Here is a 15,863-nt window from a genome sequence, read left to right as displayed (position 1 = left end):
CGCCTAGTTCGTTTTGGCCGGGCCTTCGCGGCCGAGATCCGGCCACCTCTCGGCGATGGCCGCGCCGATGGCCCGGTAGCCCTCGGCCGTGCAGTGGGTGTCGGCGGGCTGGAAGTACGCGCAGCGCTCCGGCGAGGCGCGCAGGACGCCCGTGGTGTCCAGCACCTCGAGCCCGGCCTTGGTGAAGATGTCCACAGCCCCCTGGCGGACCTCGTCCAGGGCCGCCGCGATGCGCGGCAGCTCCGTGGCCATGGGCGAGGCCGGGTCTATGGCCGCAAAGTCCAGGTCGTTCTCCAGCACCTGCAGCGAGGAGGGCACGAGCACCACGCGGATGGTCAGCCCGCGCGACTCCAGGGCCTTGAGCTCCGAGATGAGCTTGTGCGCCAGGGGCAGCTGGGAGGTGAAGTTCTCGCGCGTGAGGTAGGAGGCGTAGCCCGGGTGCCAGGCGAAGGGCAGCCCGCCCGGGGTGGCGCAGGTGAGGGGCACCGGGGAGTAGCGGCCCGTGGGCGCGGCGAAGGCCGGGCGCAGGCCGTAGCTGCTCAGCAGGTACTTGGCCCAGGCGCGCAGCGGTCCGAGCTGAAGCTGCCAGGACGTGGCGTCCTCGGAGTACTTCTGGCGGACGCTGTAGAGCATCAGGTCCGAGCCCAGGTCGTTGCCCAGGTAGCAGATGACCACCACGTCGCGGCCCTTGAAGCGCTTGTCCTCGGGCAGGCCTTGGGTGAGCTTGTCGATGATGCGCACGTACTGGCCGATGCCGTAGCCGCCGTTGCTGGCGTTGTAGACCTTGGCCCCGGTGAGTCCGGCGTACACGGCCGGGGGCGAGAGCCTGGTCCCGGCCGAGGCCCCGTTGGTGAAGGAGTCGCCCGCGAAGAGCACGTTTGCCTGGCTGGGGAGGATGGTGTTGGGCCAGCCCATGAAGTCCGAATCGTCGTCGTCCACCTGGGTCTGGAGGATCTCGCCGTAGGCCTGGTAGGTGTCCATGGTGTAGGTGATGTCGCGGGGGGCGTCGGGCTTGCGCACGAAGTTGAGCAGCCAGTCGCGGTAGAGCGGGTGCGCCTGCGCCGAAACCACGCCCGAGGAGATGAGCGTGTCGCGCTTGGCCTCGGGCAGCATCTCGAGCACGGACCACGGCAGGTGGTAGATCCCGAAGGACAGCCCGGCCAGGGCCGCGTAGGTGACGATGGCCGCGAGCACGAGCCCCTTGAGGGCGGAAGCGGGCTTTTTCATTGGGGCAATCCAGGATTCGGCCGTTGCCGGCGTCGGGAAACACAAGCGGCCGGGACCGCCCCGGAGGCGGCCCCGGCCGGGGAAACGCTTGCGGCCGGAAGGCTATTTCGCGGCTTCTTCCTCGCCCTCGGCGGCGGGGTTGACCACGCCGACCATGGCGAAGGCCTGCTCGTAGACGGCCTTGACGCCCTCGGGCAGGACGAGGTCCTTCACGCCGATGTGCTGGTTCATGTTCAGTTCGGTCACGTCGATGACGATCTTGTCCGGGATGGCGGCGGGCAGGCAGACCACGGCCAGGGTCTCGCGGTAGATCTCCAGCTTGCCGCCCACGGTGACGCCCTTGGCCTTGCCCACGTACTCGACCTTGACGTCGATGTGGATGGGCTTGTTGGGGTCGACGCCGTAGAAGTCGACGTGCTGCACCTGGTTCTTCCAGGGGTGCGGGGTGACTTCCCAGATCAGGGTCGGGCGCGACTCGGTCTTGCCCTCGTTCTCGATCACCAGGTCGAACACGTGGGAGGTGCCCACCTGCTTGAGCAGCTTGCGGAAGGGCAGGTCGGCGACCACGACGGGGATGTTCACGCCCTTGTCGTCGTAGAAGATGCCGGGCACGAGGTTCTGTTCGCGCAGGCGGCGGTTGGGGCCTTTGCCCTTTTCGGCGCGGGCCTGCACGGTGAGGCTCAGTTGTTCCTTCATGGGATATCTCCTTAATGTAGCCTCGCGTCGAGGGCTAACTGGACTTGTTGAAGAGCACGCTCACCGAGGATTCGGTGTGGATGTTGTGGATGGCCTTGGCCAGAAGCCCCGCCACGGAGAGCACCTTGATCTTGCCGCAGGCCTGGGCCTCGGGGGACAGCGGGATGGTGTTGGTGACCACCACCTGGGAAAAGGGCGAGTTGCACAGGCGCTCGATGGCGGGCCCGGAGAGCACCGGGTGGGTCACGCAGGCCATCACGGCCTTGGCCCCGTTCTCCAGGAGCACGTGGGCGCCCTGGACCATGGTGCCCGCCGTGTCGATCATGTCGTCCACCAGCACGCAGGTCTGGCCTTCCACGTTGCCGATGACGTGCATGGCCTTGGCCTGGTTGGGGGCGTCGCGGCGCTTGTCCACGATGGCCAGGCCGCAGCCCAGGCGCTTGGCGAAGCTGCGCGCGCGCTCCACGCCGCCCGCGTCGGGCGAGACCACGGTGACCGGGCCTTCCACGTTGGCCACGTATTCGGCCAGGAGCCCGGCGGCGTAGAGGTTGTCCACGGGCACGTTGAAGAAGCCCTGGATCTGCCCGGCGTGCAGGTCCACCGTGAGCAGGCGGTGCATGCCCGCCACCTGGAGGAAGTCCGCCACCAGCTTGGCGCTGATGGGCGCCCGGGGCATGACCTTGCGGTCCTGGCGCGAGTACCCGTAGTAGGGCACCACCGCCGTGACCCGCGAGGCGCTGGCGCGCTTGAGAGCGTCCAGGATCAGGCAGAGCTCCATGAGGTGGAAGTTCACCGGGTTGGACGTGGGCTGGATCACGAACACGTCCGAACCGCGCACGTTGGCCCCGATCTCCACGCGGATCTCTCCGTCGGAGAACTTGCTGACCATGGAAGGCAGCAGGGTGCAGCCCAGGTGGTCGCAGATGGCTCTGGCGAGTTCCGGGTTGGCGTTGCCGGTGAGAATTTTCAGGTCGCCGTGGGTGGCCATAATCGTCCCGCTTGAATTAGGTGGCTGGGGAGGAAGGATTCGAACCCTCGGATGCGGGGACCAAAACCCCGTGCCTTACCGCTTGGCGACTCCCCAACAAGTTTCCGTCACAGCCTCGCGGAAAAAACAGCGGCCGTTGGCCCGAGAGCCGACGCGGCCGCGTCCGCCAGGGCGGCGCGCCTGAAGAGGCCGAACACCGCCGAACCGGAGCCGCTCAAGCAAGCAGCCGACGCGCCAAGGGCCAGGAGCCGCTCCTTGAGCAGGCGCGCGGCTGGGTTGGCCTTGAACACGACGGTCTCGAAGCTGTTCGCGAGAAACGCCCCGGAAACGCAAAAAGGCCGCATACTCGCAGGGCAGCCCCTTGTCAAGGTTCCCTTCGCATCTTGCCCCGCCTCGCTCGCGCGGGCCTCGTCCCAGGCCCTGTAGGCCCAGGCCGTGTTCACCGGCTCGGGCGGGGCCGCGATGACGATGCTGAACCCCGAAAGGTCGCAAGAAGCCTCGGAAAGTTCCTCCCCGATGCCGCGCGCCCAGGCCGGGCGGTTCATCAGGAAAAAGGGTACGTCCGCGCCCAGCTTCGCGGCCAGGGCCTTGAGCCTCTCCGGCCCCAGGGCCTTGCCCCCGGCCTGGGACTCCAGCCAGGAGAGCATGGCCGCCGCGTCTGCGCTGCCGCCGCCGAGCCCCGCCCCGTGGGGAACGCCCTTGGCGAGCAGCACCGCGACCACCGGCGCGAACCCCGTGGCCCCGGCGTAGGCGCGGAAGGCCTTGGCCACGATGTTGGCGGGGGTCTCGAGCGACGCGTCCGAGCACCACAGGCGAAGCCCTCCGCCTACGTCGGCGCAGGCCCTGCCGTCCGGGCCGCGCGCGCCCGGGGCGTCCCCGCCGTCCAGGACGGTCAGTTCGTCGTGGGGCTCGGGCACGGGATAAAAAAGCGTCTCCAACTCGTGGTAGCCGTCGGGCCGGACCCCCAGGATGTCCAGGTACAGGTTGACCTTGCACCCGGCGCGCAGGTCAGTCCTCATTTCCCCTCGCCCACGGGCACGGGGACGAACAGGTTCTGCTTGCCGCGCTTGACGAGGAGGAGCGCCACGCCCTTGCCGCGCGCGTCCTGCTCGATCACCGTGGAGAACTCGGCCACGGACTTCACCGGATTCTGGTTGACCTCCAGGATCACGTCGCCCGGGCGAAGCCCCGCCTCGGCAGCTGCCGAGCCGTCCTCCAGCCCGGTGACGCCGAGGCCCGTCCCGGCCTTCATGCCGAGCGCCTGGGCCTCCTCGGCAGTGAGCGGGCGAAGCGACATGCCAAGCGCCTTCCCGGCGGCTTCGGCCTGGGGCTCGCGTCCGTCCTCGGCGGCGAGCTTCGCCGTGTCGCGCTGGCCCAGCACGGCCGAGAGCGCCACCGCCTTGCCCTTGCGCCAGGCAGAGAGCTGGGCCTTGCCGCCCGGCGGGATGGCCGCGATGGCGCGCAGGAGCGCGTTGGCGTCGTCCACCTTGGCCCCGTTGACCGCGAGGATCACGTCGCCCACCTGCACCCCGGCCTTGTCCGCCGGGTCGCCCGCCATGACCGAGGTGATCAGCGCGCCCTTGGGGGCGGACAGCCCCAGGGCCTTGGCCGTGTTTTCGTCAACGGTCTGGATGGAGACGCCCAGCCAGCCCCGCCTGACCTCCTTGCGCTGCTTGAGGTCCTCGATGACGGCCTTGGCCATGTTCGAGGGGATGGCGAAGCCGATGCCCTGGCCAGAGGCCACGATGGCCGTGTTGATGCCCACCACCTTGCCGTCCAGGTCCAAGAGCGGGCCCCCGGAGTTGCCGGGGTTGATGGAGGCGTCGGTCTGGATGAAGTTGTCGAACGGACCGGCCCCGATCACGCGGCCCTTGGCGCTGACGATGCCCGCCGTGACCGTGTTCTGCAGCCCGAAGGGGTTGCCGATGGCCATGACCCAGGCCCCGACCTTGAGGGCGTCCGAGTCGCCGAACTCCAGGAAGGGCAGGTTGGACGCCCCGTCGATCTTGACCACGGCCAGGTCGAGCTCCGGGTCGCGCCCGGCCACCTTGGCAGTGACGGGCTTGTCCTGCCCGCGCAACTGGACCTTGATCTCGTCCGCGCCTTCCACCACGTGGTTGTTGGTGACGATGAAGCCGTCGGAGGAGACGATGAAGCCCGAGCCCATGGAGCGCTGGCGGCGCGAGGGGGAGTCGTCCTCGAAGAAACGCTCGAACTGGTCGAAGAACTCGTCGAACGGGCCGCCGCGCGGGTGGTTCTTGAAGAATTCGCGCATGCGGTCCTTGGTCTGCACGGAGCGGGTGGTGTTCAGGTTGACCACGGCCGCGCCGGCCTTGTCTGCGAGCAGGGTGAAATCCGGAAGCGCCGGGGCGGCCCGGGCGGGCAGGGCCGAGGCCAGGCACAACAAAAGAAGCGCTGCGGACAATGCGCGTGGCATGTGAGTCTCCTGGGGGGCCAATGTGGCGTAGAGAGGCGAGACTATAACCGTCTGCGTCCGAAAGTAAACAGGCCCGGGGCTGCGGGCGCGGGCCGGTTCCGGGCATTTTTCCGGGAAGGTGTTGACCGGGCGCGCCTGCTTGACTATCTAGACCTTCCCCACGAGGTCCCGTAGCTCAGGTGGATAGAGCGGCCGCCTCCTAAGCGGCAGGCCACAGGTTCGAATCCTGTCGGGACCACCATTTCGGAATGACAGGGCGTTACGGCTGAACCAAGCCGTGACGCCCTTTGTTCTTGCTAGCATAGTGCTGGCTGTTCAGTGGACTCGCCAAGAGTTGGCCTTCCGTCGAATCCGGCGGGCCTGGCGCCTGCCGCCACCGAGCGCCGCGTTTGCCTCCCGTGGGCATTTCGGGCTATCCAGCCTCATGAGCGATGAAAACGTGACCATCCCGTTGGAAGTGTCGAACCTGGCCCAGCAGGGGCGCAAGAGCTTGGCCCGCGCCTGGCGTGAACACCTGGGCCTCACGAAGGAGCAGGTGGCCGCCCGGATGGGCACATCGGTTGTCGCCCTGGAGCAGATCGAGGCCCGTTCGGCGAAGCCGCGCCGGGCGACCCTGGCCAAGGTCGCGGCGGCTCTCGGGCTCAAGGTCGAGCAACTGATGCCGTAGGGCCGGGCCGGGCGGGGCGCGGGGCTGCCGCGAAGCTGCTCCGGCCATTGTTGGAGGGTGTCGGGCGCCAGTCCGGCAGTTGATCTCCCCGGGGAAGGCCCTGGGCCATCACCACGAAAGGGCTTGCGGCCGTTCGCCGCAAGCCCTTTCGCGTTTCCCGCGTTGCCGGCCTTGGCCAACCTCTTCTCGGTATGCACGAAAGATGAAGACCATCCTTCCTCCTTTACCCCCGTTGCAGGCGGCATGTCCCAGGGGCGTCCTCCCCGCATCCGCGTCCGGCACGCAATCCAGTTCGACCGATGATTCCGTTTTCTAGAGGCCAGAAGAATAGACAGGAGGACATCCTTCGGTTAGCTTGGAATCATGTCATAAAGTCTAGACTTGGAGAGCACATGAACACCTGCCGCCCCCTCGTTGTTCTGCTTGCCCTCGTCATCCTGCTTGTCTCCTGCAAGAAGGCTTCTCAAACGGCAAACGAGATGGCCGACCAGACGGCCTACCAGCCCATCGAGTACGCCAACGCCAAGACCCCCGGCCCTGCGCTGATCGTCCTGCCCGGAGAGGCCAAGTCCGGGCATTTCCTCTTCCGAAAGCAGATCGGGGAGGGAAACATCGCGGATTTCGGCGAGATGGAGCTGGAAAAAGCAGGCTTCTCCATCCTGGACAGGGCCAACCTCGACGCCATCATCCAGGAAATCTCGCTCGCCGCCCAGATGGCCGACCCCGAAGCCCTCAAGCTGTTCCGGAAAGGCAAGTTCGCCAGCGCCCGCTACCTGGTCCGCTTCGACGTGATCAAGGCCGAGCGGGTTTCCCGGGCGCGCAAGTCCTTTGACGGGACCCTGGCCGGGGCCATCGCCGGGGGCGTCCTGGCCGGGCTTACCGACAGCAAGGAACTGGGCACGGCCACCGGGACGGCCATCGCCTCCATCAAGTCCGCCGAGGAGACGAGCGTCTGGAGCATGGGCATGCGCTACGCGGTCATCGACGCCGACACGGGGCAGGTGGCCGCCACGGGCGAGGTGGACGAGATCGTGGACGTGCGCAGGACGCTTCAGGGGTTTCTGGGGGCCACGGAACAGAAGGGCAACCTGCTGCCGTTGGACGCCGTGACCCTGAGGATGGTCCAGCGGTGCGTGGCCCGCATCGACTCCGAGAACAAGGCGGGCATGAACGCAGCCGGAAGCGGGGAACAGCGGAAGGTGGCCCCGGGCAAGGAAGGCGAGATCATCGCCCGCTACGGCAAGTTGAAGAAGCAAAAGGAGGAGGAATTCCAGGCCGCGGCCCAAGCGGCCCGCTTCGAGGGGGTCTACGCCGGGAAATTCGCGGGCGGCACCAAGGGGGACATGACCCTCGTGGTGAGCGGCGACAAGGTGGAGGGCACGGTGAGCAACGCCGACGGACTCTACGGCACGTTCGAGGGCGCGCTGGACTGCGCCACGGGGAAGATGAACTGCCAGCTGGCGGGCAGCATCGCCTTCATCAAGTTCACGGGGTCGGTGACCGGCTCCGTCCAGCCCGGCCAGGCGGAAGGCGAATGGGTCGCCAGCGGCTGGGGCACGGAAAAGGGCAGCTGGAGCGTGGCCAAGCAGCGGTAAGGCTCTCTCGGCCGGAGTGTTCGCCGGTTGCGCGGAGGCCAGGGAGGCCGACGGGAAGCAGCTGGGCCCGCGGCACCAGGAAAGATGTCCATGGGGGTTGTTTCCAGGGCAGCCGCCAGTCAATCTCTGATCTTGCGGGCAAAGGCCGTGGCGTATGCCGCGGCCTTTTTTTTATCGCCCGCGCTCATGGGGCTGCTGTTCCACACGAATTCCGGTCTGCGCCCGGGCAGTTCCCCCCCCATGACGTGCTTCGTGTCGCCAAGCTTAACGCAGGTGTCAATCAATCCGACATTACAGGGGCGAAATGAACTGTAATGAATGAATGTTGACGCTGGTTCAGTTTTTGCTGAATTCAGGGTAAATGGATGTTGTTCCTTTCAATAAGGAGGAGAGTGTCATGAAACGGATGTTCATTGCGATCACATGTTTATGTCTTCTTGCGTTGTCAGGCGTGTCCTATGCGGGGACTTATACTTATGATGGTCAGTATCTGCGTGTCGGAATCAGCAATTCCGGCGGACTTATAGACGACGGCTTCGTCGTGGGCATCGACTACGACAAGACCGGCACCTCGACCTGGACCGGCTTCGACTTCCTCAAGCCCGGCACCCCGTTCGAGTTCTACTCCATCGGCGTCAATGGCGCCTGGCAAGCCGCCGGTTACGACAGCGGCAACAATTTCGGGGCCACGACCACCGACACCAGCGCCGGGTCCGTCTTCTCGGCCATGACCACCTTCGCCTACGGCGACCTGACCGGCGTGCAGACCATGTCCTTCGCCTCGGGCGCGGGGACCATTTCCTTCAACGTGGTCCTGACCAACAGCGGCTCCACCGCCCTCGACGTGGTCTACGCCCGCGGCCTGGACCCCGACCAGGACGTGTACGCCGGCGGCGGCTACCCGACCACCAACACCATCGTCAACCCCGACCTGGTCACGGGCTCCGCGCCCATCACGGACTGGACGATCGGCATCTTCAGCAACTCCTCCTTTGCCCACGTCCCCGGCGTGTCCGCCCCGTGGTCCCAGGATCCCTACAACCTGCTGACCGGCCCCAACGACGGGTTCGGCGACTACACCATCAACATGGCCTGGGACCTGGGCACCCTGGCCCCCGGCGCGCAGGCCGCCTTCGGCTTCGAGTACCGCATCGCCGAGACCCAGGGCGGCGTGGTCAACCCCGGGGCCGTTCCGGAGCCCGGCACCATGCTGCTCATGGGTACCGCCCTGGCCGGGCTGTTCGGGGCCCGCAGGCGCCTTTCACGCAAGGTCTAGCACCCGCATCGCACGACATCCGAAAAGGCCGCCCCTGGCGGCCTCCTTCCTTTCTCACCGGCCGCCGCGCGAAGCTTTTTCCGCGCGGCGTTGCTTTCGGGAGCTCCCTCGGGTACGCAGCACGCCTGCCATCAATTCTTTTCCGCGAGGCGTTCCCATGCGCAAGTTGTTCAGGCTCGTCTGGCAGGCGGCGATACTTTGGGGCATCTACCGCGCCGGAGGCTGGTTCGTGGCCGCCACCGGCCTGCCCCTGCCCGCCAACGTGGTCGGCGTGTTGGCGCTTTTTTGCCTGCTCTGCCTTGGCGTCATCAAGCTCGAGCACGTGGAGGAGGCCGCCGACTTCCTGCTCAGGCACCTGGTGTTCTTCTTCGTGCCCATCACGGTGGGGCTCATGGAGTGGGGCGAGGTCTTCGGCAGGCACTGGGCCGTGCTCCTGGCCGCCGTGCTGGCCAGTTCGCTCCTGCCGTTCTGGCTGGTGGGCTTCGTCACCGAGTGGCTGCACCACAGGAGAAGGCCGTGCGACATCTGATCACGCCCTTTTTCGTGGCGGCGACGGTGCTGGCCTACGTGGGGATGCGCAAGCTCTACCTGCGCTACACGCACCCGCTGCTGAACGTGGTGGTGCTGAGTTCCACCCTGGTGGCGCTCATGCTCATGGGCCTGGACGTGCCCTACGCGGACTACGTCCCGGCCCGCGACGCCATGACCTTCCTGCTCGGGCCCGCCACGGTGGGCCTGGCCGTGCCCCTCTACCGCAACAGGCGCCTCCTGCGCACCTACGCCGTGCCCATCGTGGCCAGCGTGGCCCTGGGTTCGCTCACGGCCATGCTCTGCGCCGGGGCCATCGCCCGCTTCGGCGGGTTGCCGCGCGAGGTGGTGATGTCCATCCTGCCCAAGGGCGTGTCCATCCCCTTCGCGGTGGAGATCGCCAGGATCTACGACGGCGTCCCGCCGTTGGCCGCAGCGTTCGTGGTGGCCACGGGCACGCTGGGGGCGCTCATCGGCTCCCCGTTCCTCACGCGCCTGCGCATCAAGGACCCGGTGGCGCGTGGGCTTTCGCTTGGCACGGTGTCGCACGCGCAGGGCACGGCCACGGCGTTGATGGAGGGCGAGGAGCAGGGCTCCATGGCCGGGCTGGCCATGATCCTGGCGGGCGTGTTCACGGCGCTGTTCGCGCCGCTGGCTGTGATGATGCTGGGATGACGCATGCGGGCCGGAGCTCCCGGAAGGAGTCCGGCCCTATGTAGTCCGGGCGGGGCGTTTCGCGGCGCGAGGTCCGTGCGCCATGCCTCCGGGCGGCCCGGTTCCCGTTGGTCCGCGCCCGTCCCCCCTGGCCGGGCGCGGAGGCGGCGCCTTACGCGTAGGAGGCGTAATAGTAGTTCAGGTCGTCGTATTCCTTGTCGAGCATGTCGTTGAACGCCACCCCGATGTAGTCCTTGTAGTTCCAGACCACCTTGTAGTCCCTGTTGAGCAGGTACTGCGCGTCGTAGTAGTCGTTCTTGATCGATCCGTAATATCCATTCATGTTGTAGTCCGGGGCGTCCTTGATGCTGAATCGAGCCCCGCCAGAACTGATGTCCACGATGGATGCGTAGTAGTATTTTCCGTCGATCTCCAGGGCGTAATCATATTCGCCTGCGTGCCGCTGTACGTAGGTTCTTTGGTAGCGTCTGCGCTCTTCCATGTTCCCTCCGGTATCGTGATGCTGAGGTTGCCTTGCCTGAAATCGGCCACTGCGTCGATAAAGGAGAACATGAGGAACATGCGGGTCATTCCGCCGATCACGCCATGGCCGTCGAACAATGAAACGCCTATCTCGGCAATTCCCATTCGATCCTCCTGACGTTTGCACGGCTTGGTGCGAACAGGCGAAAACATCCACGCGATGCTGTTTTCTCTTTGTGCGCCAGCTCCCTCTGCGGCATGCCGCGAGGCGGCTGGATGCAAAGTCGAAGCAAAAAACGAACCAGAGTAGGGAGGCGATTATTTCAATGATTTCGAAAGGCCTTCCGGAAGCGGCCGATATGACGCTGTAAAATGAAACTGACTGTGTCGAAGGAGTTTACATGCAGTGTATAACGAAAATGATGCATTCATCCGGAAAACGTGGACTGGCGTGTTGCGTGTCTGGAATTGTTTGGAATCGCTTGATATTTGGAGGCGGAGGTTCCCTGTCCGGAAATACCGGAAACGGCCCGGGATACAACTTGCTGTAATCGCGAAGGTTGAAACAGGGGGGGAATGACGCCCGGGGAAGGCCCCCCGGGCAGGACGGTGTGAAAGCACGCCCTGAACCGCGCAAGGGCGCGGGCGGGCGGAGGGCGAAAGCGCGGCCGGGTCAGGCCGTACCCGGCGAGCACCCCCGGGCCGGGGGGCACATGCGCTCGCAATAGGCGATGAACTTGCGCGCCTCCAGAAAATCCGGGTTGAGCGACGTGGCGATGCCCAGGATGCCGATGCACTTGTCCACTTCGCCCTTGTCGAAATGCACGCGGGCCAGGTTGAAGTAGATGTGCTCGTCGTCCTTCTGCATCTCCAGGGCCCTGTTGAAGAACTCGATGGACTCGTCCAGCAGGCCCTGCTTGCGCAGGTTGATGCCGAAATTGTTGAGCTTCTGGCGGTATTCGACGCAGAAGGCGTCGTCCAGGCCCATGAGCACGCCCAGCACCTTGCGCAGCTTCAGGTAATCCTTCTTCTCGGCGTACACGTCGCCCAGGCCGTAGTTGGCGGGCACGTTCAGCTCGTCGATCATGAGCGCCTTGAGGAACTCCTTCTCCGCCTCGTCCAGGAGCCCCATGGAGAAGAACTTTTCGCCCTGGTCTATCTTGGCCTTGAGCGACTTGAGCGCCGGGACGGTGTTGGCCTCGTAGTAGCGGGGCTCGGGCGTGTGGGAGCGCAGGAACGCCTCCAGGGGGAGCCGCTTCTTGATGCCCGAGGGCACGTGGTAGAGGTTGAGCGGCTGGGTCTCGGCCACGGCCGGGTCCACCTGGCGGGCGTACCAGTAGGTGACCTGGGCGTGCCTGGCCTGCGTGGCGCCGGTGCCCACCTCTTCGTCCTTGCGCAGGGAGAACACGCCCAGAATCATCGGGAAATCGCTCATGAAGCCTGCCGGTTCGTGGTTCGGGTTTCATGCATGGGAAGGGCCTGGCGCGGCGTCCCGCCGCTGCCCGTGATCCGCCCCGCAATCCGTTCGCTTCCTGAATTATAGGCGATCCTGGCGGGGATCAAGGCAGGAAAACTGGAAAAGGGCGCGCCCGGACCGGGTCAAGGCGTGAGGAAGCGCCCGGTCACGGACTCCGGATCGGCCATGAGCGCCTCGGGCGTGCCCTGGGAGACGATCCTCCCGCCGTACTCTCCGCCGCCCGGGCCCAGGTCGATCACGTGGTCCGAGGAGAGGATCACCTCGGTGTTGTGCTCGATGACCACCACCGAGGCCCCCCGGTCCACGAGTTGGTGCAGCACCTGAATGAGCTTGCCCACCTCGTGCATGTGCAGGCCCGTGGTGGGTTCGTCCAGGATGTAGAGCGTGCCGGGCAGGCTTCGCTTGCCGAGCTCCCGCGAGATCTTGATGCGCTGGGCCTCGCCGCCCGAGAGCGTGGTGGCGGGCTGGCCCAGGCGGATGTACTCCAGGCCCACCTGCTCCAGTATCTCGAGCCGCCTGGCCAGGGCCGGGTAGTTCTCGAAGAGCTTGCGGGCCTCGCTCACGGGCAGGTCCAGCACCTCGGCGATATTCAGGCCCTTGTAGCGCACCTCCAGGGTCTCGCGGTTGTAGCGCCTGCCGCCGCAGACCTCGCAGGTGACGTGGATGTCCGGCAAAAAGTGCATCTCCACCGTGATCACGCCGTCGCCCTGGCAGGCCTCGCAGCGCCCGCCGCGCACGTTGAAGCTGAAGCGCCCGGGCTGGTAGCCGCGCTTCTTGGCGTCGGCCGTGGAGGCGAAGATGTTCCTGATCTCGTCGAAGATCTTGGTGTAGGTGGCCGGGTTGGAGCGCGGCGTGCGCCCGATGGGGGTCTGGTCGATGGAGACGATCTTCTCGATGCGCGAGGCCCCCTCGAAGCCGTCCACCACGCCGGGCAGGTCCACCTTGATGCCCTGGGACAGGGCCAGGTGCTTGTACAGGGTGTCCACCACCAGGGAGCTCTTGCCCGAGCCGGACGGGCCGGTGACGCAGGTCAGGCAGCCCAGGGGGAAGGACACGTCCAGGTTTTTCAAGTTGTTGGTGCGCGCGCCCTTGAGCGTGAGCACGCCGGTGGGCTCGCGGCGCTTCTCGGGCCTGGGGATCGCGAGGTCGCCCCGCAGGTAGCGGCCGGTGAGCGTCTCCGATTCCAGGAGGCTCTTCACGTCGCCCTGGTGCACGATCTCCCCGCCGAGGAGCCCGGACCCGGGGCCGAGTTCGATGACGTGGTCCGCGCTCTCGATGGTGGCCTCGTCGTGCTCCACCACCAGCACGGTGTTGCCGCGCTTCTGGAGCATGCGCAGGGTGCCCAGCAGGCGCTCGTTGTCGCGCGGGTGCAGGCCGATGCTGGGTTCGTCCAGCACGTAGGTCACGCCCACCAGGCCGGAGCCCAGCTGGCCCGCAAGGCGGATGCGCTGGGCCTCGCCGCCCGAGAGCGTGGACATGTTGCGCGCCAGGCTCAAGTAGTCGAGCCCCACCCCGGCCAGGAAGCGCAGGCGGTGTCCCAGCTCCTTGACGAGGGGTTCGGCGATGACGGCCCGCGCGCCCGAAAAGTCGCGCCCGTCCATCCATTTGAGCGCGCGCTCGATGGGCATGGAGCAGAACTCGAAGACGTTGGTCCCGTCCACGCGCACGGCCAGGGACTCGGGCTTGAGGCGCGCGCCCTGGCAGACCGGGCAAGGCCTGCTCTGGCGGAAGCGGGAGAGCTCGTCGCGCCAGATGGAGCCCAGGCCGTAGCCCTGCTCCATGAGCTCGCACACGCCCTTCCAGCCTGTCTCGGCGTCGCCCGAGAAGAGCGCGTCCCAGGCCTGGGGGGAGTATTCCCTCAGGGGCGTCGAGAGCGCGAACCCGTGGCGCGCGCCGAGCTTTTCGAGATCGGGCTTGAAGCGCTCGAACACGCGGTCGTTCTTCCAGGGCAGGATGGCCCCGCCAAGAAGCGAAAGGCCCTTGTTCGGGGCCAAGAGGTCCGGCTCGAAGTATTCCACGCTGCCGAGCCCCGAGCAGGTGGGGCAGGCCCCCTGGGGGCTGTTGAACGAGAAGAGCTGCGGCGACGGCGGGGGCACGCTCACCTTGCAGGTGGGGCAGACCGAGGTGGTGGAGAAATAGCGGTCCTGGGCCTTGCCCATGTCGTGCACGATGAGCCGGTCCCCGCCCTGGGCCAGGGCCAGCTCCACGGAGTCGGCCAGGCGCTTGCGGATGTCGGGCTTGGCCACCAGGCGGTCCACCACCAGTTCCAGGGTGTGGCGCTTGTTCTTGTCGAGCTCGGGCAGGGGGGCCAGGCCAGTGACCTCGCCGTTGACCCGCACGCGCGCGAACCCCTGGGACTTGAGCTTCTTGAGCTTCTCGGCCTGGGTGCCCTTCTGGTGCTCCACGAGGGGGGCGAGCACCAGGAATTTCGAGCCCTCGGGCAGGCCCAGGATGTCGTCCACGATCTGGTCCGTGGTCTGGGCCGCGATGGGCAGGCCGCACTTGGGGCAGTGGGGCGTGCCCAGGCGGGCGAAGAAAACGCGCAGGAAGTCGTATATCTCGGTCACGGTGCCCACGGTGGAGCGCGGGTTTCGCGTGGCGGACTGCTGCTCGAGCGAGATGGCCGGGGAAAGGCCCTCGATCTTGTCCACCTGGGGCTTGTCCATCTGGGGCAAAAACTGCCTGGCGTAGGCCGAGAGGGACTCCACGTAGCGGCGCTGGCCCTCGGCATAGACGATGTCGAAGGCCAGGGTGGACTTGCCCGAGCCCGAGGGGCCGCACACGACCACCAGCTGGTCGCGGGGAATGTCCAGGGATATGTTCTTGAGGTTGTGCTGGCGCGCTCCCTCGATGCGGATGACTCGCTGACTCATGAAAACTCCGGAATCGTTCTGAACAAGCCCAGATAATCCCTTGGCGGGAAAAGGCAAGCGCAATCGCTCGCCTGCGCCGGGCCGTTACAGGAAGAGCAGAAGCGAAACGGCCATCACGGCCATGCCCGCGATCAGGCCGTAGATGGCCATGTGGTGCTCGCCGAACTCCTCGGCGGCCGGGAGCAGTTCGTCCAGCGAGATGTAGACCATGATCCCGGCCACGCTCGCGAAGAGCACGCCAAAGACCACCGGGGTGAAGAAGGGCATGAGCAGCACGTAGCCCACCAGCGCGCCCACCGGCTCGGTGACGCCCGAGAGGAAGGAGAGCGCGAAGGCCTTCTTGCGGCTGCCCGTGGCGTAGTAGAGCGGGATGGACACCGCGATGCCCTCGGGGATGTTGTGGATGGCGATGGCCGTGGCGATGACCACGCCCAGGGCGGGCTCGGTCAGGGCGGCCGTGAAGGTGGCCAGGCCCTCGGGGAAGTTGTGGATGGCGATGGCCAGGGCCGCGAACAACCCGGTGCGCCTGAGCTTGGCGAAGTCGTGGGTCTCGTTCTTGGGCAGGTTCTCCTGGCCCCAGTCCATCTCCTCGATGGTGTGCATCTCGTGGGGGTTCTCGTAGCTGGGCACGAGCTTGTCGATGAGCGCGATGAGCGCCACCCCGCCGAAGAAGGCCCCCGCCGTGCTCCAGGCCCCGCCCACCTTGCCCAGGGACCCGGTGAGCACCTCCTGGGCCTTGGCGAAGATCTCCACGAAGGAGACGTAGATCATCACCCCCGCCGAGAACCCGAGGGCCATGGACAGGACTCGCGTGTTGGTCCTGCGGGTCAAAAAGGCGATCATGGAGCCGACGCCCGTGGCCAGGCCCGCGAAAAGGGTCAGGGAAAAGGCGATCAACACCGTTTCGGAATCGAACTGCATCCGTGGTCCTCTGGGAAGGCTGGTTGGATCGGCTGAAGGGC

14 protein-coding genes and 2 tRNA genes are annotated in these 15,863 nt (G+C 66.4%); 6 read left to right on the top strand and 10 right to left on the bottom strand.

Annotated elements, in window-relative coordinates; genetic code table 11:
* Positions 1 to 3 precede the first annotated feature (3 nt).
* The 6 genes from ACZ5V4_RS04640 to ACZ5V4_RS04615 all read right to left on the bottom strand — a co-directional run bounded on the left by ACZ5V4_RS04640 (position 4) and on the right by ACZ5V4_RS04615 (position 5,348).
* The gene (locus tag ACZ5V4_RS04640; RefSeq protein ID WP_464317001.1) at positions 4 to 1,227 is read right to left on the bottom strand and encodes a GDSL-type esterase/lipase family protein; all 1,224 of its coding nucleotides are present in this window, start codon (positions 1,225 to 1,227) and stop codon (positions 4 to 6) included.
* A 102-nt stretch (positions 1,228 to 1,329) separates the two neighbouring features.
* Positions 1,330 to 1,923 (bottom strand): 50S ribosomal protein L25/general stress protein Ctc, encoded by a 594-nt coding sequence (locus ACZ5V4_RS04635; RefSeq protein ID WP_464317000.1) that lies wholly within the window; start codon positions 1,921 to 1,923, stop codon positions 1,330 to 1,332.
* 34 nt (positions 1,924 to 1,957) lie between these two features.
* Positions 1,958 to 2,911 carry a ribose-phosphate diphosphokinase gene (locus ACZ5V4_RS04630; protein ID WP_464316999.1) on the bottom strand — a complete coding sequence of 318 codons (954 nt, stop codon included), beginning with the start codon at positions 2,909 to 2,911 and terminating at the stop codon, positions 1,958 to 1,960.
* A 21-nt stretch (positions 2,912 to 2,932) separates the two neighbouring features.
* Positions 2,933 to 3,007: transfer RNA gene (locus ACZ5V4_RS04625), tRNA-Gln, on the bottom strand.
* 11 nt (positions 3,008 to 3,018) lie between these two features.
* Entirely contained in the window at positions 3,019 to 3,930 is a 912-nt protein-coding gene (locus ACZ5V4_RS04620; RefSeq protein ID WP_464316998.1) for a 4-(cytidine 5'-diphospho)-2-C-methyl-D-erythritol kinase, read from the bottom strand.
* Positions 3,927 to 5,348, bottom strand: a complete 1,422-nt coding sequence (locus tag ACZ5V4_RS04615; protein ID WP_464316997.1) for a DegQ family serine endoprotease — start codon at positions 5,346 to 5,348, stop codon at positions 3,927 to 3,929. Before ACZ5V4_RS04615 ends, ACZ5V4_RS04620 begins: the two co-directional genes overlap by 4 nt.
* 164 nt (positions 5,349 to 5,512) lie before the next feature.
* Here ACZ5V4_RS04615 and ACZ5V4_RS04610 point away from each other — a divergent pair.
* From ACZ5V4_RS04610 to ACZ5V4_RS04585, 6 genes are all read left to right on the top strand, one after another.
* Positions 5,513 to 5,589: transfer RNA gene (locus ACZ5V4_RS04610), tRNA-Arg, on the top strand.
* Between the two features lie 183 nt (positions 5,590 to 5,772).
* Positions 5,773 to 6,015, top strand: coding sequence for a helix-turn-helix domain-containing protein (locus tag ACZ5V4_RS04605; protein ID WP_464316996.1), 243 nt, complete (start codon positions 5,773 to 5,775; stop codon positions 6,013 to 6,015).
* A gap of 392 nt (positions 6,016 to 6,407) precedes the next feature.
* Positions 6,408 to 7,610 carry a hypothetical protein gene (locus ACZ5V4_RS04600; RefSeq protein WP_464316995.1) on the top strand — a complete coding sequence of 401 codons (1,203 nt, stop codon included), beginning with the start codon at positions 6,408 to 6,410 and terminating at the stop codon, positions 7,608 to 7,610.
* A 541-nt stretch (positions 7,611 to 8,151) separates the two neighbouring features.
* A complete protein-coding gene (locus tag ACZ5V4_RS04595) occupies positions 8,152 to 8,886 on the top strand; it encodes a PEP-CTERM sorting domain-containing protein (RefSeq protein ID WP_464316994.1) in 735 nt (244 codons plus the stop codon).
* 157 nt (positions 8,887 to 9,043) lie between these two features.
* Complete coding sequence (locus tag ACZ5V4_RS04590) at positions 9,044 to 9,415, top strand: CidA/LrgA family protein (RefSeq protein WP_464316993.1); 372 nt, start codon at positions 9,044 to 9,046, stop codon at positions 9,413 to 9,415.
* A complete protein-coding gene (locus tag ACZ5V4_RS04585; protein WP_464316992.1) occupies positions 9,403 to 10,089 on the top strand; it encodes an LrgB family protein in 687 nt (228 codons plus the stop codon). Before ACZ5V4_RS04590 ends, ACZ5V4_RS04585 begins: the two co-directional genes overlap by 13 nt.
* A gap of 151 nt (positions 10,090 to 10,240) precedes the next feature.
* Here ACZ5V4_RS04585 and ACZ5V4_RS04580 read toward each other — a convergent pair whose 3' ends face one another.
* The 4 genes from ACZ5V4_RS04580 to zupT all read right to left on the bottom strand — a co-directional run bounded on the left by ACZ5V4_RS04580 (position 10,241) and on the right by zupT (position 15,822).
* Positions 10,241 to 10,570, bottom strand: coding sequence for a PilZ domain-containing protein (locus ACZ5V4_RS04580; RefSeq protein ID WP_464316991.1), 330 nt, complete (start codon positions 10,568 to 10,570; stop codon positions 10,241 to 10,243).
* A gap of 654 nt (positions 10,571 to 11,224) precedes the next feature.
* Positions 11,225 to 11,986, bottom strand: a complete 762-nt coding sequence (locus ACZ5V4_RS04575) for a tetratricopeptide repeat protein (RefSeq protein ID WP_464316990.1) — start codon at positions 11,984 to 11,986, stop codon at positions 11,225 to 11,227.
* Between the two features lie 164 nt (positions 11,987 to 12,150).
* A complete protein-coding gene (gene uvrA / locus ACZ5V4_RS04570; protein WP_464316989.1) occupies positions 12,151 to 14,901 on the bottom strand; it encodes an excinuclease ABC subunit UvrA in 2,751 nt (916 codons plus the stop codon).
* An 84-nt stretch (positions 14,902 to 14,985) separates the two neighbouring features.
* The gene (gene zupT, locus ACZ5V4_RS04565; protein ID WP_464316988.1) at positions 14,986 to 15,822 is read right to left on the bottom strand and encodes a zinc transporter ZupT; all 837 of its coding nucleotides are present in this window, start codon (positions 15,820 to 15,822) and stop codon (positions 14,986 to 14,988) included.
* Positions 15,823 to 15,863 lie beyond the last annotated feature (41 nt).

The organism is Fundidesulfovibrio sp. YSD1, from assembly GCF_055397115.1.
Note: the sequence above shows the minus strand (reverse complement) of the source record. Positions and strands in the feature narration are given on the sequence as shown.